At 63.0% G+C, this 20,150-nt stretch carries 14 protein-coding genes; 7 read left to right on the forward strand and 7 right to left on the reverse strand.

Going from position 1 to position 20,150, the window contains the following annotated elements; genetic code table 11:
- Window positions 1-10 precede the first annotated feature (10 nt).
- The 5 genes from CIT26_RS24960 (at window position 11) to CIT26_RS24980 (ending at window position 8,512) form a co-directional block, all read left to right on the forward strand.
- Complete coding sequence (locus CIT26_RS24960; protein WP_095495035.1) at window positions 11-286, forward strand: sarcosine oxidase subunit delta; 276 nt, start codon at window positions 11-13, stop codon at window positions 284-286.
- On the forward strand, window positions 286-3,258 hold the full coding sequence (locus CIT26_RS24965; protein WP_095495036.1) for a sarcosine oxidase subunit alpha: 2,973 nt from the start codon (window positions 286-288) through the stop codon (window positions 3,256-3,258). The genes CIT26_RS24960 and CIT26_RS24965 overlap by 1 nt, the downstream gene beginning before the upstream one ends.
- Entirely contained in the window at window positions 3,251-3,880 is a 630-nt protein-coding gene (locus tag CIT26_RS24970; RefSeq protein WP_095495243.1) for a sarcosine oxidase subunit gamma, read from the forward strand. The genes CIT26_RS24965 and CIT26_RS24970 overlap by 8 nt, the downstream gene beginning before the upstream one ends.
- Before the next feature lie 267 nt (window positions 3,881-4,147).
- Window positions 4,148-6,517 carry a trimethylamine N-oxide demethylase gene (locus CIT26_RS24975; protein WP_095495037.1) on the forward strand — a complete coding sequence of 790 codons (2,370 nt, stop codon included), beginning with the start codon at window positions 4,148-4,150 and terminating at the stop codon, window positions 6,515-6,517.
- Between the two features lie 285 nt (window positions 6,518-6,802).
- Window positions 6,803-8,512, forward strand: coding sequence for a trimethylamine N-oxide permease (locus CIT26_RS24980; RefSeq protein ID WP_095495038.1), 1,710 nt, complete (start codon window positions 6,803-6,805; stop codon window positions 8,510-8,512).
- A 265-nt stretch (window positions 8,513-8,777) separates the two neighbouring features.
- Here CIT26_RS24980 and CIT26_RS24985 read toward each other — a convergent pair whose 3' ends face one another.
- The 4 genes from CIT26_RS24985 to CIT26_RS25000 all read right to left on the reverse strand — a co-directional run bounded on the left by CIT26_RS24985 (window position 8,778) and on the right by CIT26_RS25000 (window position 15,557).
- Complete coding sequence (locus CIT26_RS24985; protein ID WP_095495039.1) at window positions 8,778-10,271, reverse strand: aldehyde dehydrogenase family protein; 1,494 nt, start codon at window positions 10,269-10,271, stop codon at window positions 8,778-8,780.
- Between the two features lie 68 nt (window positions 10,272-10,339).
- Window positions 10,340-13,486 (reverse strand): efflux RND transporter permease subunit, encoded by a 3,147-nt coding sequence (locus CIT26_RS24990; RefSeq protein WP_095495040.1) that lies wholly within the window; start codon window positions 13,484-13,486, stop codon window positions 10,340-10,342.
- 251 nt (window positions 13,487-13,737) lie between these two features.
- The gene (locus tag CIT26_RS24995; protein WP_425350380.1) at window positions 13,738-14,877 is read right to left on the reverse strand and encodes an efflux RND transporter periplasmic adaptor subunit; all 1,140 of its coding nucleotides are present in this window, start codon (window positions 14,875-14,877) and stop codon (window positions 13,738-13,740) included.
- A 62-nt stretch (window positions 14,878-14,939) separates the two neighbouring features.
- On the reverse strand, window positions 14,940-15,557 hold the full coding sequence (locus CIT26_RS25000; protein ID WP_095495042.1) for a TetR/AcrR family transcriptional regulator: 618 nt from the start codon (window positions 15,555-15,557) through the stop codon (window positions 14,940-14,942).
- A gap of 295 nt (window positions 15,558-15,852) precedes the next feature.
- On the opposite strand from CIT26_RS25000, the gene CIT26_RS25005 reads away from it, so the two are divergent.
- Window positions 15,853-16,206 carry a VOC family protein gene (locus CIT26_RS25005; RefSeq protein WP_095495043.1) on the forward strand — a complete coding sequence of 118 codons (354 nt, stop codon included), beginning with the start codon at window positions 15,853-15,855 and terminating at the stop codon, window positions 16,204-16,206.
- 3 nt (window positions 16,207-16,209) lie between these two features.
- Window positions 16,210-17,190 (forward strand): PhzF family phenazine biosynthesis protein, encoded by a 981-nt coding sequence (locus CIT26_RS25010; protein WP_206072813.1) that lies wholly within the window; start codon window positions 16,210-16,212, stop codon window positions 17,188-17,190.
- 131 nt (window positions 17,191-17,321) lie between these two features.
- On the opposite strand, the gene CIT26_RS25015 is transcribed toward CIT26_RS25010, so the two are convergent.
- The 3 genes from CIT26_RS25015 to CIT26_RS25025 all read right to left on the reverse strand — a co-directional run bounded on the left by CIT26_RS25015 (window position 17,322) and on the right by CIT26_RS25025 (window position 20,114).
- Window positions 17,322-17,840 carry a DUF417 family protein gene (locus CIT26_RS25015; RefSeq protein ID WP_095495045.1) on the reverse strand — a complete coding sequence of 173 codons (519 nt, stop codon included), beginning with the start codon at window positions 17,838-17,840 and terminating at the stop codon, window positions 17,322-17,324.
- A 68-nt stretch (window positions 17,841-17,908) separates the two neighbouring features.
- Window positions 17,909-18,319: a YybH family protein gene (locus CIT26_RS25020; RefSeq protein WP_095495046.1), complete on the reverse strand. Its 411-nt coding sequence runs from the start codon at window positions 18,317-18,319 to the stop codon at window positions 17,909-17,911.
- 154 nt (window positions 18,320-18,473) lie between these two features.
- Complete coding sequence (locus CIT26_RS25025; protein WP_095495047.1) at window positions 18,474-20,114, reverse strand: acyl-CoA synthetase; 1,641 nt, start codon at window positions 20,112-20,114, stop codon at window positions 18,474-18,476.
- Between the last annotated feature and the right edge of the window lie 36 nt (window positions 20,115-20,150).

Consider the following 20,150-nt stretch of genomic DNA (forward strand, 5'->3'; position numbering starts at 1 on the left):
TCCAGAAAACATGCGTATTGTCTGTCCCTTCTGCGGCGAACGCGAACTCGGCGAGTTCACCTATCTGGGCGACGCCAAGCCGGTGCGTCCGTCAGCCGGCGGTTCGGAACACGACGTCTTCGACTACCTCTATCTGCGCGACAATGTCGCCGGTGCGATGAGCGAACATTGGTACCATGGCGGCGGCTGCCGAGCCTGGCTGAAGATCACCCGCAACACGCTGACACACGAGATTTCCTCGGTCGAGCCGGCCGCGGGCGTCGGCGCTGCAAAGGTTGGCGGCTGATGGTCAGTCACGCGCAGACACATCGTCTCGCATCGGGCGGTCTCATCGACCGCTCGGCGCCGCTGAACTTTCGCTTCGACGGCAAAACCTTTGCCGGCTTCCAGGGCGACACGCTTGCCTCGGCGCTGATCGCCAATGGCGTCAAGCTGGTCGGCCGCTCGTTTAAATACCACCGGCCGCGTGGCATCCTGACATCAGGCTCGGAAGAACCCAACGCGCTGGTCGAGCTGCGCACGGGCGCGCGCCGCGAGCCCAACACCAAGGCGACCACGGCAGAACTTTATGACGGTCTGGAAGCGGCCAGCCAAAACCGCTGGCCGTCGCTGCGCCACGATCTGATGGCGGTAAACCAGCTGTTCTCACCGATCTTCGTGGCCGGCTTCTACTACAAGACCTTCATGTGGCCGGCGAAATTCTGGGAAGCAATCTACGAGCCGGCGATCCGCCGCGCCGCAGGCCTCGGACGCGCCGCAGGCGTTGCCGATCCCGACCATTACGACAAGGCCTGGGCGCATTGCGACGTATTGATCGCCGGCTCCGGCCCGGCAGGGCTGGCCGCAGCGCTCGCCTCAGGGCGCAGCGGCGCCCGCGTCATCCTGTGCGAGGAAGATTTTGCGCTTGGTGGCCGCCTGCTGGCCGACGGCGGCACGATCGACGGCATGCCGGCGGCCGAATGGATTTCCCGCACGCTGGCCGAGCTCGCCTCGCTGCCCAACGTCCGCATTATGAACCGCACGACGCTGTTCGGTGTCTATGATGGCGGCACCTATGGCGCGATCGAGCGGGTCAACGACCACCTGCCCTCCCCGCCGGAGCATCAGGTGCGCCAGCGACTGTGGCGGATCGTAGCCAAACGCTCGATTGTTGCCGCCGGCGCCATCGAACGGCCGATCGTCTTTGCCGGAAACGACACGCCCGGCGTGATGATGGCTTCGGCGATGCGGACCTATGTCGAACGATATGCGGTGACCCCTGCGAAGAGGATCGCGCTGTTCATCAACAATGAGGATGGCTGGCGCACGGTCGAGACGGCGCTCGGCGCCGGATTGCAGATCGCCGCCGTCGTCGATGCACGCCCGGATGTGTCCGCCGCGCATCGCGCGCTTGCCGCCAAAGCCGGCTTTCCCGTGCTGAACGGTTTCGTCAGCGGGGTGGACGGCGGCAAGGACGGCGTTCGGAAAATCTCCGTGGCACTCGTCGGCGGTGCACGCGCCGAGGTCGAAGCCGACGGGCTTGGCGTCTCCGGCGGCTGGAACCCGGCGGTCGGGCTGACCTCCTACCATCGCGGCCGGCCGAAATGGCAGGACGATATATCGGCCTTCGTGCCGGACAGCGCCCCTCCGGGCATGGTGGCCGCCGGTGCCGCCAACGGCGCTTTTGGGCTCGGCGCCTGCCTGCGCCAAGGATTTGCCGCCGGTGTGGCAGCAGCACAAACTGCCGGACACGGCGTTCCGCCAGTCGCCGACGATGAGGCCTTTTCGCTAACCCCGCTCTGGCATGTCGCCGGCAAAGGGAAAGCCTTTGTCGACTACCAGCATGACGTCACCGCGTCGGACATCGAGCTGGCGCAGCGCGAAGGCTTCGAATCGGTCGAACATCTAAAGCGCTACACGACGCTCGGCATGGCCACCGACCAGGGCAAGACCTCGAACGTCGCCGGCCTCGCCATCATGGCGGCGGTATCAGGCAAATCCATCCCCGAGACCGGCACGACGATCTATCGCCCGCCCTATGTGCCGGTCGCCATCGGCGCCTTCGCCGGCCATCATCGCGATGAGAACTTCCATGCGACAAGGCTGACGCCGTCGCATCACTGGGCAGCCGAACAGGGCGCGGTGTTCGTCGACACCGGCCTGTGGAAGCGCGCGCAATGGTATCCGCGCGCCGGCGAGAAGGACTGGCTGGAATCGGTCACCCGCGAGGTCAAGGCGGTGCGCGGCGGCGTCGGCTTCTGCGACGTCTCGACGCTTGGCAAGATCGACGTGCACGGCCCGGATGCCGGCGCCTTCCTCGACCGCGTCTACATCAACACCTTCTCCAGTCTCGCTGTGGGAAAAGCTCGCTACGGGCTGATGCTGCGCGAAGACGGCATGGTCTATGACGACGGCACCACGTCGCGGCTGGCCGAGGATCATTATTTCCTGACCACCACAACCGCCAAGGCCGGGCCGGTGATGCAGCATCTCGAATTCTGCCGGCAGGTGCTGTTTCCGGAACTCGACGTGCAATTGACGTCGGTCTCCGACCAGTGGGCGCAATTCTCGATCGCCGGGCCGAAGACTCGGGACCTGCTCGGCGAAATCGTCGAGCCGGTCGCGGATTTGTCGAATGAGGGCTTTCCGTTCATGGGCGCGCGGGAAGTGCCACTCCGCGGCGGCATCATGGCGCGGCTGTTCCGAATCTCGTTCTCCGGCGAGATGGCGTTCGAGATCTCCGTTCCGGCCCGCTATGGCGACGCGCTGGTGCGCAATTTGATGCTAGCCGGCAAACAATTCGGCGTGACGCCCTACGGCACTGAGGCGCTCGGCGTCATGCGCATCGAAAAGGGCCATGTCGCCGGGCCCGAGCTGAACGGCGCGACGACAGCGGCCGATCTCGGGCTCGGCAAGATGATGTCGACCAAGAAGGATTTTATCGGCCGCGTCATGGCCGGGCGCGAGGCGCTGGTCGCACCGGATCGGCAGGTCGTGGTCGGCATCAAACCGACCGACAAGACGCGCCGCCTGCGCTCCGGCGCGCATATCATTCCGAAGGCCGAGATACCGGGTCCCGACCACGATCAGGGCTATGTCACCTCGGTCTGTTTCTCGCCGACGCTTGACCAGTGGATCGGGCTCGCGCTTGTCGAGCGCGGGCGCGAGCGCATCGGCGAGATCGTCCATGCGCATGACCCGCTGCGCGGCGAAAACTATGATGTCGAGCTGTGCAATCCCGTCTTCTACGATCCGGATGGAGGGCGTCAGCGTGGCTGAATTTTCGTGGCTTCCCCGCAGTCCGCTGGAGCATGTCCTTGTCGTGGGCGCCTATGGCGCACGCGACGTCGCGCCGGGCATTTCGCTCACCGAGATTCGCAATTTCGACCTGATCCAGATCATGGCGCGGCGCGGCAAAGGGGCGGAACTGGCAAACGCCGCTAAGGCCCGTTTCGGCATGGCGGCTCCGGAGGTGCCGAAGGCCGTCAGCGCTTCGGACGTGACGCTCATCTGGTCGGGACCGGATCAGTTCCTCGTCCTGTCCAAGGGCGGCAAGCACGCAATGGACATTTTGAGCCAAGCGTTTTCGCAATTCGCCTCGCTGTCCGATCAGTCGCATGCGCGCGCCCTGATCAGCGTCTCGGGAATGAAGGCGTGCGCCATGCTGGCCAAGCTGTCGTCGCTCGACCTGCACCCGGCGTCGTTCCCGATCGGCGCCGCTGCCGCAACATCGATCGACCACACCAGCGTCAATCTCTGGCGCGGCAGCGATCTGCCGGATGGGCAGGCGGTGTTCAATCTTCTGGTGTTTGCAACCTTCGCCGAAAGCCTGTGGCGCACGATGCTCGACGCCGCAGCAGAGTATGGCGTCGATATCGGGTATTCCGAGGAGCTGGGGTAGCGTTGTTCGCTTCCCTTCTCGCCTTGTGGGAGAAGGTGGATTGGCGCGTAGCGCCAAGACGGTTGAGGGGTGTTGGACGGAGTGCGGCCGATGCCAAGCTGGAGCACCCCTCATCCGACCGAGCTTCGCTCGGCCACCTTCTCCCACAAGGGAGAAGGAAGCGCCGCTCGCCACCTTCACCTTGCTAAATCCGGCCTTCCTGCCTATTCTTGCTGCTAAAATAATTTCACGTACAGGCAAACTTGTTTCTCAAGGCATAGGGTTGAGATGAGCCAGTCGCCCTACCCCGCCGTCGCAGCCGGGCCGCCCCGGCCGAGCCTGATCCTGCGGCCCGGCCAGATCGCGTTGCCGGCCGGGATGGAGCGCTATTGCGTCCAAGGCAACGGCGCGGTGCTCATCGACATCGAGGCCGGCGACACGATCAGCGTGCGCAATGTCGAAGGCGGCCAGGCCTGCGAGCTGCTGGCATGGGACAAGAGCGGCGCTACCGACCCCAGCATTTTAGGCGAGAAATCGAACAGCAACGCCGCCGGCATCAAGGCGCTGCTGGCCGATGGCGACGACAGCCTGGCCGCGCTGCGCCGAGGGCTCGAGCGACGCCAGGTGCAGCTCGACCAGCCAAAGGCGGTGCGCGTCTTCGGCGGCGCCACCCCTGCCGGCACCGAACAGAGTTTTGCCGTCGCCCGCGACGGGTCGATGCTCATCGCCGCCCCGGGTGGGCCGATGTTGGTCGACGGCCACGACACGGCGACACCGCTCAGCGTCATCGTCCGCCGCGCCACGATCCGGCCGGCGGCGAAGTCCAGGCTTGGCGATCCACTGGCCGACCCGGTGCTCGACCTGCGTGTCCATTCGGCGACCGCGGAAGCCTACTTCGTCAAGGCAGGCGACTATCTGCAGATCATCGATGTCGACGGGCGCCAATGCACCGACTTCCAGTGCTTTTCGGCGCGCAAGCTCGACAAGGGCAGCGACCATCCGCTCGACGTGACGACGACGCGCACGCTGATGGGCTCGAGCTATCCGATGCCCGGCCTGCATTCGAAATACTACGATCAGGACATGGAGCCGCTGGTCGAGGTCGTGCAGGACACGTGCGGCCGGCATGATGCGTTCGCGCTCGCTTGTGCGGCCAAATATTACGACGACATCGGCTATCCCGGTCATCCCAACTGCTCGGAGAATTTCAACCGCGCGCTCGCCGATAAGGGTGTAACTCCTCGCGCCGGCTGGATGGCGATCAACTTCTTCTTCAACACGGCGATCGACGCGCATGGCGTCATGGTGTCCGACGAGCCGTGGTCGCGGCCGGGCGACTACGTGCTGCTGCGCGCCTTGACCGACATCGTCTGCGTTTCGTCCGCCTGTCCCGACGACACGACGCCGGCCAATGGCTGGAACCTGACCGACATCCATGTGCGGACCTATTCCGGCCAGCACAAATTCTCGCGAGCGATCGCCAGACGCATGACGCCCGATTCGGAACCGAAAATGACCCGCGAGACATCATTTCATTCGAGCTTTGCCAAGCACACCCGCAACTTCGTCGAGTACAGGGGCTATTGGCTGGCCAATTCCTTCGCTAGGCAAGGCCCCATCGACGAATACTGGGCCTGTCGGCAGGATGCCGTGATCATGGACCTGTCGCCACTGCGCAAGTTCGAGGTCACCGGCCCGGATTCCGAAGCGCTGCTGCAATACACGCTGACCCGCGACGTGAAAACGCTCGGCGTCGGCCAAGTGGTCTATTCCGCCATGTGCTACGAGCATGGCGGCATGATTGATGACGGCACGCTGCTGAGGCTCGGCAAGGACAATTTCCGCTGGGTCGGAGGTGACGATCTTTCCGGCGAATGGCTGCGCGAAACGGCGACGAAACTTGGCCTCAACGTGCTGGTGCGCTCGTCGACCGACCAGATGCACAATGTCGCCGTGCAGGGACCGAAGAGCCGCGACATTCTCAAGGAGATCATCTGGACCTCACTGCTGCAGCCGTCGATCGAGGAGCTCGAATGGTTCCGTTTCGCCGTCGCCCGCATCGGCGGCGGCAATGGCATTCCGGTCGTCGTCTCGCGCACCGGCTACACCGGCGAACTCGGATACGAGATCTGGTGCCATCCGCGCGACGCCGAAAAGGTGTTCGACGCCATTTGGGAAGCCGGCCAACCACACGGCTTGAAGCCGATGGGGCTGCAGGCGCTTGACATGGTTCGCATCGAGGCCGGGCTGATCTTTGCCGGCTATGAATTCTCCGACCAGACCGATCCGTTCGAGGCCGGCATCGGCTTCACCGTGCCGCTGAAGACCAAGACCGACGATTTCATCGGCCGCGAGGCGCTGATCCGGCGCAAGGAAAACCCGCAGAAGAAACTGGTCGGCCTCGACATTGACGCCAATGTCGCGGTTGGCCATGGCGATTGCGTCCATGTCGGCCGCGCCCAGATCGGCGAGGTCACTTCGAGCATGCGCTCGCCGGTGCTGAACAAGAATATCGCGCTGGCCAGGCTTGACGTCACCCATGCTGCCATCGGCACCGAGGTCGAGATCGGCAAGCTCGACGGCCACAGCAAGCGGCTGCCGGCGCGGGTCGTCGCCTTTGCCCACTACGACCCGCAAAAGACCAGACCGCGCTCCTGACGCCTATTTCAAGGATCGCGAATGGCGCAAGCCATGCCCGCGCAAGTCGATTTCTCGCCTGAAATCGGCTGGCGGTGAGTGCCGCCTGCGCGTGTTCCACATCTCCGATGTGCACAGCTTCACAAAATGCTTGACGTGAAAGCGCGACGCGTCAATCTTCACTGCCAAGAAAAAAATACTACTGAGTGGAAAACGCCTGAGGTCGTTCAACGCGTGCGTCGGTGACGCATCGCGAGGTATCGGCTGTCGCCGATGGGGAACATCAAAAATGGGGAATTCACGCATATGAGCACGATAGTCTCTGCCTTGGTGCCGGCTGCCGAAGGGAAGCTGCACCGGAACATCGATTGGCGCGGCGCCTTCTGGGTGGCAAGCGGCGTTCCCGCCCTTGTCCTGTTTTCGATCGGCGGCATTGCCGGCACAACCGGGAAGCTGGCCTTCCTGATCTGGACCATGTCCATGATCATGGGCTTCCTGCAATCGTTCACCTATGCGGAGATCGCCGGCCTGTTTCCGAACAAGTCCGGCGGCGCCTCGATCTATGGCGCCACCGCCTGGCTGCGTTATTCCAAGTTCATCGCGCCGCTTTCAGTGTGGTGCAACTGGTTCGCCTGGTCGCCGGTACTGTCGCTCGGCTGCTCGATCGCCGCCGCCTATATCCTCAACGCGCTAGCGCCGGTGCCACTATTTACCGACACCTCGCCGGAAGTCGCCGCCTATATCGCGGCTAATGCCGGAACGAGTGCCGCCGACGCCATCGCGGCGGTGACCGCGGCCGCTACACCGGCGATCCGCAACTGGACGCTCTACGGGCACACGCTGGGCCCGGTCTCCTTCACCTTCAATGCCACCTTTTTCATCGGCGCAGTGCTGATGCTGATCATCTTCTCCATCCAGCATCGCGGCATCCTGGGGACGGCCAACGTGCAGAAATATATCGGCCTGTTCGTGATCATTCCGATGCTGATCGTCGGTGTGGTGCCGATCATCACCGGCCAGATCGACTGGGCGAACTTTTCGCCGCTGGTGCCGCTGGCGGCCGCCTATGCACCAGAGCCCGGTGCCTGGAGCATCGCCGGCTGGACGCTTGTTCTCGGCGGCATGTTCATTGCCGCGTGGTCGACCTACGGCTTCGAGACCGCCGTCTGCTACACGTCCGAGTTCAAGACTCCCGGCACCGACACGTTCAAGGCGATCTTCTATTCCGGCCTGCTCTGCATGCTGCTGTTCATCCTGGTGCCGTTCACCTTCCAGGGCGTGCTCGGCTTGAACGGCATGCTGGCCACCCCGATCGTCGATGGCTCCGGTGTTGCCGATGCCTTGGCCGGCATGGTCGGCGGCGGACAACTCATCCATAGCCTGCTGGTGATGCTGATGATCCTGGCACTGGTGCTGTGCATCATGACGGCGATGGCGGGGTCCTCGCGCACGCTCTATCAGGGCTCCATCGATGGCTGGCTGCCGCGCTATCTCAGCCATGTCAACGAGCATGGCGCGCCGACGCGGGCGATGTGGACCGACCTGATCTTCAACCTGGCCGTGCTGGCCATCGCCTCGGCCGACGCGACAAGCTTCTTCTTCATCCTCGCCGTATCGAACTGCGGCTACATCATCTTCAACTTCCTCAACCTCAATGCCGGCTGGATCCATCGCATCGACAACGGCCATATCGCGCGGCCATGGCGCGCGCCGAGCTGGCTGCTCGGCCTCGGCGCCATCTTTGCCTATGTCAACATGATCTTCATGGGCGCCGGCGCCAAGGTCTGGAACCCGATGGCATTGTGGGCGGGACTGATCACGGCTGCCCTCATCATCCCGGTGTTCTGCTTCCGACACTACATCCAGGACAAGGGCAAATTCCCTGACCACATGCTGGCGGATCTCGGCATGAATTCGTCCGATCTCGCCGTCAGAAAGGCGGGCATCCTGCCCTACCTGACGTTGATCGCCGGCGTCGTGGTGATGCTCCTCGCCAACTGGCTGTTCGTTATTTGACGACCGCCTCAAGGATCGAGCGCGCGATAATTCACTCCGCTTGGGTTCCTCGCCCCCACGAAAAGTGGGGGAGAGGTGGCTCGGCGAAGCCGAGACGGAGAGGGGGAGCCGCGCTCTACGAAAGCCCCCTCTCCGGCCGCTTCGCGGCCACCTCTCCCCCGCTTCGCCGGGGCGAGGAACCCAAGTCTTGGATATGGTTCCGATTGGCACCGATGACCCGCCACCGAGGCGGGTTTTTCGTTTCAGGGCCTATTCGGCGGATCGCTCAATCGATCTTGATGAACACGCCTTTGGTGTTGAGATACTCGTCGAGGTGCTCGGCACCGCCCTCGCGGCCGTAGCCGCTCATCTTGTAGCCGCCGAAAGGCACGGCCGGATCTATGGCGTGATAGGTGTTCACCCAGACCGAGCCGGCGCGGATTTTCCTTGAAAGCTGGTGGGCGGTGGCGAGATTTTGGGTGAAGACCCCGGCAGCAAGACCATAGGGCGTGTTGTTGGCCCGCTCGATCGCCTCGTCGAGCGTATCGAACGGCAGTGCCGAAATGACCGGCCCAAAGATTTCCTCGCGCGCGATCCTCATCTCGTCAGAGACACCGGCAAAAACCGTCGGCGCGACGAAATTGCCGGCGGCCAGTTCCCCCTCCATTAGGCGTGTGCCGCCGGTGACGAGCGTCGCGCCCTCCGCCGTGCCGGCCTCGAGATACGCGGCGACCCGTTGCAGCTGCTTTTCGGAGACGAGCGGGCCGATTTCGGTCGCCGGGTCAATGCCGTCGCCGATCCTGAGACCTCTGGCATAGGCCGCCAGGCGCGCGACGAACTCGTCATGGATGGAGCGTTCGACGAACAGGCGCGAGCCGGCGATGCAGATCTGGCCGGAATTGGCGAACACCGACATCGCCGCCACCGGCACCGCTCTGTCGAGATCGGCGTCGGCGCAGACGATGACCGGCGACTTGCCGCCGAGTTCCAGCGAGACGCGTTTGAGGTTGCCGGCCGAGGCGCGGACGATCGACTGGCCGGTCGCCGTCGAGCCGGTGAAGACGATCTTGTCGACGCCCTTATGCTCGGCAAGTGCCGCACCTGCCTCGCCGCCGGTGCCGGTCACGATGTTGACGACGCCTGGCGGAACGCCGGCCTCGTTCATGAGGTCGGCGATCAGAAGCGGCGTCAGCGGCGCCTCTTCCGAAGGTTTCAGCACCACCGTGCAGCCGGTCGCAAGCGCCGGCCCGATCTTCCAGATCGAAGCGGCCGTCGGTGCGTTCCACGGGATGATGGCGCCGACGACGCCGACCGGCTCCTTGCGCGTGAAGGAGACGATTTCGCCCGGCAGCGAGTTCTCGATCGTCTCGCCATGCAGGGAGGTCGCCATGCCGGCGTAATAGCGCAGCATACCGATGACGCGGGTGCGGTTGGCCAGGGTGCGCACGATCGGCATACCCATATCGGTCGTGTCCGAGCGGCTGATCTCCTCCCAATGCTTTTCGAAGAGGTCGGCGATCCTGAGCAGCAGCACCTGCCGCTCATAGGGCTTGAACCGGCTCCACGGCCCGTCGAAGGCCTTGCGCGCCGCGGCCACCGCCAGCTCGACATCCTGGCGGTCGCCGCGCGGCACCGTGGCAATGACCGCGCCGGTGGCTGGATTGCGGGTTTCCATGGTGCGGCCCGAGCGGGCGTCGACCCAGGCGCCATCGACGAACATCTGGCGGTGGCGTCCGTCGATCGGCTGGCGCAGCGTCGCCGGTGTCTGAGCTACGGTCATGACGTCCTCCTCCAGCGCTCCTGCCGGTGGGCGGATTTAACCCCTGGACGTCACATCTGCCAACAGCTCTATTCGGCGGCCAGAGCCAGTCGCGGCCTGTCGTCGTTTTCTGCCAGCTTCGGCTCGGCCGCCTGCTCCGAGTCCCCGGCCTTCTTGCGCTCCCTGCCGAAGAACAAGGCATAGCCTGCCGGAAGGACGAGGATGGTGAGCACGGTGGCGACGAGGATGCCGCCCATCATGGCATAGGCGAGCGGACCCCAGAAGACGCCGCGCGAAATCGGGATCAGTGCCAGGACCGCCGTCAACGCCGTCAGCATGATCGGCCGGAAACGGCGGACCGCCGAGCCGATGATGGCCTCCGAGCGTTCCATGCCGGCCGCGATATCCTGGTCGATCTGGTCGACCAGGATGATCGAGTTGCGCATGATGATGCCGAGCAGCGCGATCACGCCGAGGATGGCGACGAAGCCGAAAGGTGCGCCACTGATCAAAAGTGCCGCCGCCGCGCCGATGATGCCGAGGGGTCCGGTCGCCAGCACCAGCATCGCCTTGCCGAAGTGCTGCAGCTGGATCATCAGCAGCACGACGATGACGGCCAGCATTATCGGAGCTTTCGCAGCAATGGAGGCCTGGCTTTCGGCCGAATCCTCGGCGCCGCCCTGGATCTCGATGTTGTAGCCGGGTGCCAGACCGTCGCGCAGGCCTTGCATCTCGCTGTACATCTTCATCACGACATCGTTCGACTGCACGCCATCCGGCAGCGTGGCACGCACGCTGATGGTCGGCAGGCGGTCGCGCCGCCATTCGACGCCTTGCTCCAGCACCGGGACGACCTTGGCGACCTGCGACAGCGGCACGAAGCCACCGAAATCCGTCGGGACAGAGACGGAGTCGACCGCCGACAGCAGGTGACGGCTCGCCTCCGGTTCCCGGGCGACGATCGAAACGGTCTCCTCGCCGTCGCGGAAATCATCGAGCGGCGCCCCCGACATGCTTGCCTGCAGCATCTGGCGGATGCGCTGCGAGGTGACGCCGAGCGCCCGGGCGCGATCCTGGTCGATCACCAGCTTCATCTCCGGCACTGGCTCCAGCCAGTCGTCGTGAACGGCGCCGAGCAGCGGATTTGCCTGGAACTTCGCCTTCACCTCGTCGGCGATGCGGCGCACCTCCTGGCGATCCGGGCCCATGACGCGCATCTGCACCGGCCAGCCCGTGGGTGGCCCGAGGAACAGGCGGTCGACCTTGGCGCGGACCGACGGGAAATCCTCGGCCAAAATGGTGCGCAGCTTGACGATCAGCCGTTCGCGGGCCGGTTCGTCATTGGCCATCACCAGAAGCTGGGCGAAGTTCGGATTGCGAAGCTGCTGGTCGAGCGGCAGGAAGAAGCGCGGCGCGCCCTCACCGATATAGGTGGCGATGAAGCGCTTGTCCTTGTCGTCCATCATCCTGGTTTCGAGCGCCTTGGCCTGCGTCTCGACTTCCTTGATGCTGGTGCCTTCTGGCAGCCAGAGGTCGACAAGGATTTCCGGACGCGATGACTGCGGGAAGAAATTCTGCGGGATGAACTGGAACGCCCACAGGCTGGTTACGAAAGTCACCAGCGTCATGACCAGCACGATGATGCGGTGGCGCACGGACCAGCCGACGGTGGCGCGAAGCCGGCGGTAAAAGGGCGTATCGAAAACATCGTGATGGTTGCCGGCGTGTTTTCGCTGCTTGAGGATCATGTGACCAAGCCACGGCGTGAAGTAGACCGCCACGAACCAGGACACGACAAGCGCGATGCCGACGACGTAGAACAGCGTGCGTACGTATTCACCGGCCGTCGAGGCCGCGAAGCCGACCGGAATGAAGCCGGCGGTAGTGATCAGCGTGCCGGACAGCATCGGGAAGGCCGTCGAGGTATAGGCGAAGCTCGCCGCCTCGACCTTGACCAGTCCTTCCTCGAGCTTGCGCTCCATCATTTCGACGACGATCATCGCGTCGTCGACGAGCAGGCCGAGCGCGATGATCAGCGCGCCGAGCGAAATGCGCTGCAGATCGATGCCGATCTCGTACATGATGGCGAAGGTGGCGGCCAGAACGAGCGGAATGGTGATCGCGATCACCAGGCCCGAACGCCAGCCGATCGTTAGGAACGAGACGACAAGCACGATCAGCAGCGCCTCGCCAAGCGCTTCCATGAACTCGGTCACCGCTTCCCTGACGACTTCCGGCTGGTCGGCGATCTGATCGACCGAAACGCCGTAAGGCAACGCCTCTTCGAAGCGGTGATAGGTCGCCTCAACGTCCTTACCGACATCGGTGACGTTGAAGCCCTTGGCCATGACGACACCGACCTGGACACTGTCGTGGCCGTTGAAGCGGTATTTGCGCTGATAGGGGTCTTCGAGGCCTGTGGTCACGGTGGCGATGTCGCCGAGGCGCGTCACCTGGTTGCCGGCGCGCAGGCGAAGTTCGCGGATGTCGGCCGCCTCCGTCACGTTGCCTTCGACCGAGATGCGCACCGAACGCTGGCCGGTATCGACCGAGCCTGCCGGATCGACATTGTTTTGGCCCTTGATCGCGTTCTGCAGATCGGTGAGCGTCAGGCCGCGCTCGGCAAGCACCTTGGACGAAACGTCGATGTAGAGTTTTTCCGGCTGGTCGCCGATGATCACGGCCTTTTCGACGCCGGGCGTCGTCAGCAGCATGTCACGCGCCTGGATGGCTAATTTCTTCAGCTCGGGATAGCTGTAGCCGTCGCCGCTGATCGAATGCAAGGTGATGAAAGTGTCGCCGAATTCATCGTTGAAGTAGGGCCCGAGCAGCCCCTGAGGCAGCTCATTGGCGATGTCGCCGACCTTCTTGCGTACCTGGTAAAAGGCATCCGCGACCTGCGTGGGATTGGTGTCGCCTTCCACCTGCAAGGTGATGATGGCGCTGCCGGCGCGCGTGTAGGAACGGACGAAATCGAGATGCGGCGTTTCCTGCAGCTTGCGCTCGATCTTGTTGACGACCTGGTCCTCCATCTCCTGGATCGAGGCCCCCGGCCAGACAGCCTGGACGACCATGACGCGGAAGGTGAAGTCCGGGTCTTCCTTCTGGCCCATGCGCATCAGGCCGAGCGCACCGGCAACGATGATCAAGCCGAACAGGAACCGCGCAATGCTCGGGTGCCCGATTGCCCAGCGCGAAAGATTGAAGGGCCGCTTTTCATTGGTGTCGGTGGTCATAGCGCCAGTCCATTTGTCTGATCGTCTCGCACGCACACGGCATGCCCACGGAGCTTCTAATGCTGGCTTCCGGGCGGCGAGGCTTTCCGAGCGGAGAGACACTCATCGCGGTGGGACGCGAGGATCGATGTGGGGGGTTACACCGACCTGACGTCTCGACAATCGGGCACCTGCCGCCCGGAAACCGTGAACCCGCTTGACCGCGCGGCTTGCGCCGATGCGAGGAGAAGCCGGTTTAATTTGCTTGGCCGTCAGCGCACGCGCTTGACGGCATCGCCATCATCGTCCGCCGATGCGGACTGTTGCACCGCATCGCCGGTCAGCTTGACTTTTAGATTTTCGGCCATGAATTGCGTGCCCGCCGCAACAACGACATCGCCGGGGCTCAATCCTTCGGCAACGTGCACGCCGTCGGCGGTGAACTCGGCGACCTTGATCGGACGCGCATGGACGGTCTCGCCGTTGCGGTCCACGGTCCAGACGATCTGCTGGCCATCTTTTTGCGCCAGGGCGCTCAACGGGATCGATACGCTTTGCGGGCTGCTGTTCGCCGCCGAAGCCTCGATGTTCGCGGTCATGCCGAGAAGCACGCGCGGATCGTTGGGCAGGCTGACGCGAACGGCAAAGGTACGCGACTGCTGATCGGCGCTGCCGGCGACTTCACGGACCTTGCCGTCGAGCGTCAGCGCATCGTCGGACCAGAAGCTTGCCTTGACATTCTTGCCCGGCTTGAACTGGGCGATATCCATTTCCGGAACGGCGATCAGCACTTCCTTTTCGCCATCGACGGCAACCGTCACAACCGGCGTGCCGGAGCCGACCACCTGACCGATATCGGCGGCGACTGATGTGACGATGCCGTTCCTGTCCGCCTTGAGGTCGGTGTAGAGGACCTGGTTTTTCGCCTGGTCTAGCGCTGAGCGGGCGGAATTTCGGGTGGCGACCGCCTGATCATAGCTGAGCGTTGCCTGTTCGAGCTGCGATTTCGATGCAAAGTTCTTGGCAAACAACTGTTCGGCACGACGGCGGGCAAGGCCTGTCGTCTCGACCTGCCGTTCGGCCGCCTCGAGGCTGGCCTCGGCGCTGTTGACCGAAAGGTCGTAGTCGGCGGGATCGATGCGGGCCAGAACGTCGCCCGGCTTGACGCGCTGGCCGATGTCGACCAAGCGCTCGGTGATCTTGCCGTTGATGCGGAAGCCAAGGTTCATCTCGGTGCGGGCGCGCACCGATCCGGAGTAAGAAAGCTCTCGGGTATCGTTCGCCTTGGCGATCTCGACGACCTTGACCGGCCGGACGATGTCCTTGACTTCCACTTTTTCTTGCGAGCAGCCGGCGAGCCCAAGCGCCGCGACGACGACCAGAGCCGGACCAATGGCCGGCAGCCTGTTCATGATGGATTTGGACAAAGGCACTTGCGTACTCCCGAAATGTGTCGACGACCGGCGGACGCCGGTCATTTCTTCAAGGCCCTGATCGCAAACTCGATAAGCTCATCCGGCATCGCGCGGTTTTCTTTGGCGAGACACTGGGCGACCATCTGCGGGTGACAGAGGGTAATGATGGCGGCGCCGAAGCATCGCGAGGCGACTTTCGGGTCCTGGTCGGCAAACTCGCCGGTTGCGATTCCCTCGCGGATCACCTCTTCCACCAAGCCGCGGATCCTGTCGATGTGCTTCTCGATGACATGCCAATCGCGTTCGATGGCAACGATCACCATTTCGTGCACCTTCTCCTGGTCGAGCATGGTGTCGCGGGTCCAGTGATAATGCGTTTGCACGTAGCGGCGAAGCCTTTCGCTGGCCGTTCCGGGACTATGGCAGGCGTCGTAGGTCAGTTGGTAGCAGGTAGCGAGCATACGGCCGCAAACGGCCTGGTGGATCTCAACCTTGGAGGCGAAGAACCGGTAGATGTTGGCCGTCGACATGCCGAGTTCACGCGCTATGTCGGCGACATTGGTCTTGCCGTAGCCGTAGTGGCGGAACAGCCGCTCCGCGCAATCGAGGATGCGCGCGACATTCTCCTGTCGGACCACGTCGACCGCCTTGTCGAGGGTATCTAGGGTATTATTCATCCTGTTTCATTAGCTCAATTACGAGTGACGAATTTTGAATTTCGTCACTCGTAATTCGAAATCATCCGCCTGTCAACTGCGACATTATCCGTCTTAGGCGACTGGTGACATCTGTTGACACAACTTGGGCGTGAACAGCGTTAATGAAGCCTGCTGCGGGCCGTGCACGGGCCACCCGCCAGGCTCAGGTGATCGGGCGCCTTATTTTATTCAAGACGTGCTCCATTTTATTCAAGACGTGCTCCGCGGCGCGCAGCAATGCGTTATCATCCAAGCCGCGGAAAGGAGAGTTGGGATGACCGTGCTGCGCATCGTCTCGAATATCGCAACAGACAGCATTCCGGATGTTCGGAAGTTCTATACCGACCTGTTCGGGCTCGATGCCGTCATGGATCACGGGTGGCTCGTCACGCTGGCGTCCAGTGAAACAACCATCCCCCAGGTCAGCATCGCCAGCGAAGGCGGCTCAGGCGCCCCGGTGCCAGATCTGTCGATCGAGGTCGACAATGTCGACGAGGTGTATCTTCGCGCAAGCGAGATCGGTTGCAGAGTGGTCTATGATTTGACCGACGAACCGTGGGGCGTAAGACGTTTCTTCATTGCCGACCCGACCGGCAAACTGCTCAACGTGCTCTCGCACCTTCGGTAGAGATTGTTCTGCAATGCAGGACATTGGCAACCGTGCAAACATTCAGCCGAACGACTGAAACGGGCCCGCGGGTCAGCGGAGGAAACCATGAGCAGAACAATTCCATTTCATTTCGTCGATGTCTTCGCGGTAGAGCCGCTGACGGGCAATTCACTTGCGGTGGTCGACGGCGGTGGCGAGTTGGCGCTCGAGCTCATGCAGAACATTGCACGTGAGTTCAACCAGTCCGAGACAACCTTTGTGCTACCGGCGACCCGGGAGGACGCCGACTGGAAGTTGCGCTCTTTCACGCCGAAAGGCGTAGAGGTTTTCGGTGCAGGCGGCCACAACACGCTAGGGGCTTGGTGGTGGCTCGCTGCAGCGGGGCGGCTCGATCTGGGCAATGGCCCAACATGGTTTCACCAACAGATCGGCGACTTGGTATATCCATTGGCTATCTGGCAAAGCCAAGGGAAACTCGAAAAGATCATTATGCAGCAAGAAGCCCCAGTGGCCGGCCGGCAGCTCTCAAATCTTGGCGCTCTTGCCACGGCACTCGGCCTTAATGCTGAAGAAATAGCGGCTGAGGTCGTGCCTTGCCAGGTGGTCTCGACCGGTGCTGCCCATCTCCTGGTGCCGATCCGCGATCGCGAAGCCGTCGACCGGATTTCGCCGGATGCCAAACAGCTTTTCGACCTGCTCAACCAGATCGGCGGGGAAGGCTGCTACGTCTTCTCACTCGATCCACGGCAGCCCGAAACCAGGGCGTATGCACGCTTTTTCAACCCGACTGCTGGCATTTCCGAGGATCCGGCAACCGGTACGGCGGCTGGTCCGCTCGCCGCACATCTCGTTGCACACGGTCTTGCACAGCCCGGCGAAATCAAGATCGAGCAAGGCACGGCGCTCGGACGTACCAGCATCATCGAGGTAGATGTAGATGCCGACTCAGTGAGCGTCTCTGGACGCGGCATCGTGGTGGCGAGCGGGGCGTTTTCGATCTAGTCGAAGGTGTAGTCCGCGTGGCCGCGCAGGCAGCCTGTGCCTGTCCCACAATATCGCAGCAGGTGGAGCCCGCCATTTGGCGCGGCTGTGCGGATGGCGTGGTCTGCCACTCGCCTTCGGCCTGGATTCGCTTAGGTAGCCGATTTGTTTAATCTGTTCAGGTTTTCGCCCAGTATGACAAGCGCGATGCCGAGCAGCGCAATGTCCTTGATCAGGAACTGACCGGCGGGACCGAGCGCGGGAAAGCCCAACGCAGGCTCCCAGATCGGCAGGGCAACCATGATCGAACAGGTGACCAGGAAAATCAGGGCGGCCACTGCCCCGCCGGCGACACCGGCGCGCGTCGACCAGGGAGAGGCAATCAGGAGAAGCGCGGTCGCGATCTCGACGACGCCAAGCACATAAGAGGCACCGGCTTCACCAAATACGGGATACATCCAGGCGAGCCAAGGCGTGCCGCCGATCAGCGGCCTCAACGCCTCGATCTCAACAGCCGTGAACTTCATCCCGCCGATCATGAGAAGCGGCAGTATGACCCCGGTCAGGGCGAGGATCCGCCCGGCTTTCCTGACCGCTGCGGCTTTTCGCGCCCATGGCCGAGGAAGGGTCTCGTCTTGACCTTCAGGCTCTGATGTTCTGAGAACCGGCATGAGTTTCCTCCTCCAACCGCCAATTGCACCACCCGCGCTGTCACGATCGCTCGACCCCGATGCGCTGCTCAGTCCGGCTTGTAAGGATACGAGTGATGCTCGTGAGCGATGATCCAAAGGTCATCTTCCTTCCGTAGCCCGACGGTGAGCCGGAGGCGGGTTGCCGGGTCCTTTTCAAGCTCTTCCCTGGTGCCGCACCGCAGCAATGCGGTCGCAAAAGCAACCCGGTCGCCCGCCGTGACATCCAGCCGCTCGATCGCGAAAACGCCGCCCCGCTTGAAGTGCTCGAAGAACGGACCCCAGCTATCCCGGTAGGCCTCAATTCCCCTGAGTTCGTTCGGGGGTGGGACATCGAACATCACAAGGTCCGTCGCGTGATCCGCAATGATTGTCTCCAGGTCTTGCTGCTGCACGGCGTTCGCCCAACGCTCGATGAGCGCCCGGATCTGTGCCTCGGCGTCGCGCTCCGTGTTCTCCATTGGAATGCTCCTCCTGCTAGATCTTCTTCCGAGTTGGTTCTGTATCGAGGACGATCGGGAGGCACTCAATCCGACACTGAGTGACCTTTTTTGCTCCGATCAAGTTGGGCTTAGCTGGGCCAATAATGATCTGACACGGATAATGGGTCCTGATCTACCTCTCCTTGGCCATCTCCCTCAGCTTGAACTTCTGGATCTTGCCGGTCGAGGTCTTCGGGATTTCGGCGAAGATCACCGCTTTCGGTACCTTGAAGCGGGCGAGCAGCGCGCGGCAGTGATCGATGATCTCGGCCTCGGTCGCCGTCCTGCCCGGCTTCAGCTCGACATAGGCGACCGGCACCTCGCCCCATTTGTCGTCGGGCCTGGCGACGACGCCGCAGGAGGCGACGGCAGGATGCTTGTAGAGCGCCTCCTCGACCTCGATCGAGGAGATGTTCTCGCCGCCGGAAATGATGATGTCCTTGGAGCGGTCCTTGAGCTGGATATAGCCGTCGGGATGCCTGACGCCGAGGTCGCCCGAGTGGAACCAGCCGCCGGCGAAGGCCCCGTCGCTCGCCTTGCGGTTCTTCAGATAGCCCTTCATGACGATGTTGCCGCGGAACATGACCTCGCCGATCGTCTCGCCGTCGGCCGGCGTCTCCGCCATCGTCTCGGGGTCCATCACCGTCAGATCCTCGAGCGCGGCATAGCGCACGCCTTGCCTGGCCTTCCTCGCCACCCTGAGACCCTTGTCGAGCCCGTCCCACTCGCCATGCCATTCGTTGACGACGGCCGGGCCATAGGTCTCGGTAAGGCCATAGAGGTGAGTGACCGCAAAGCCTGCATCGGCCATGCCCGACAGCACTGCTTCCGGCGGCGGTGCCGCGGCCGTGCTGAAGGTGACCGTCTGCGGAAATTGCCGCTTGTCCTCGTCCCTGGCATTGATCAGCACCGACATCACGATCGGCGCGCCGCACAGATGGGTGACGCCATGATCGGCAATGGCGTCGTAGATCGGCTTCGGCCGCACCCAGCGCAGGCAGACATGGGTGCCGACCTGCACGGCCAGCGTCCACGGAAAGCACCAGCCATTGCAGTGGAACATCGGCAGCGTCCACAGATAGATAGCGTGCTTGCCCATGCCGGCATGGATGGTGTTGGCGTAGGCCATCAGTGCCGCACCGCGATGATGATAGACGACGCCCTTCGGATTGCCTGTCGTGCCGGAGGTGTAGTTGAGCGAGATCGCATCCCATTCGTCGTCCGGCATCGACCAGGCGAAATCCTCGTCGCCACCCGCGACGAAGTTCTCGTAGTCGAGCGTGCCGATCCGCTCGCCCTTGGGATAAGGGGCGTCGGCGGCGTATTCGGGATCGTCATAGTCGATGACCAGCGGTTTTACCTTAGCCAGCGCCAGCGCCTCGCTGACGACATTTGCAAATTCGCGATCGACGACAAGCACCTTGGTTTCGGCATGGTCGAGTTGGAAGGCGATGACCGCGGCATCGAGGCGGGTGTTGAGCGAATGCAGCACCGCCTTGGTCATCGGCACGCCGAAATGCGCTTCCAGCATCGGCGGCGTGTTGGACAACATCACGGTGACGGTGTCGCCGTTGCCGATGCGGCGCCTCTGCAGCGCCGAGGCAAGCTTCAGCGACCGCCGCCAGAAATCACGATAGGTCGTGCGCTGGCGGCCATGGATGATCGCGACATGGTCGGGAAAGGTCTTTGCCGCGCGCTCCAGATAGCTGAGCGGCGTCAGCGGCTGGTGGTTGGCTGGATTCCTGTCGAGATCCTGTTCGTAGGGATTGCCCATCCCGTCCTCCCAATGTCTGATCGAGAACTTCTACCC

The sequence above is a fragment of the Mesorhizobium temperatum genome (assembly GCF_002284575.1).
GTDB lineage: Bacteria > Pseudomonadota > Alphaproteobacteria > Rhizobiales > Rhizobiaceae > Mesorhizobium > Mesorhizobium temperatum.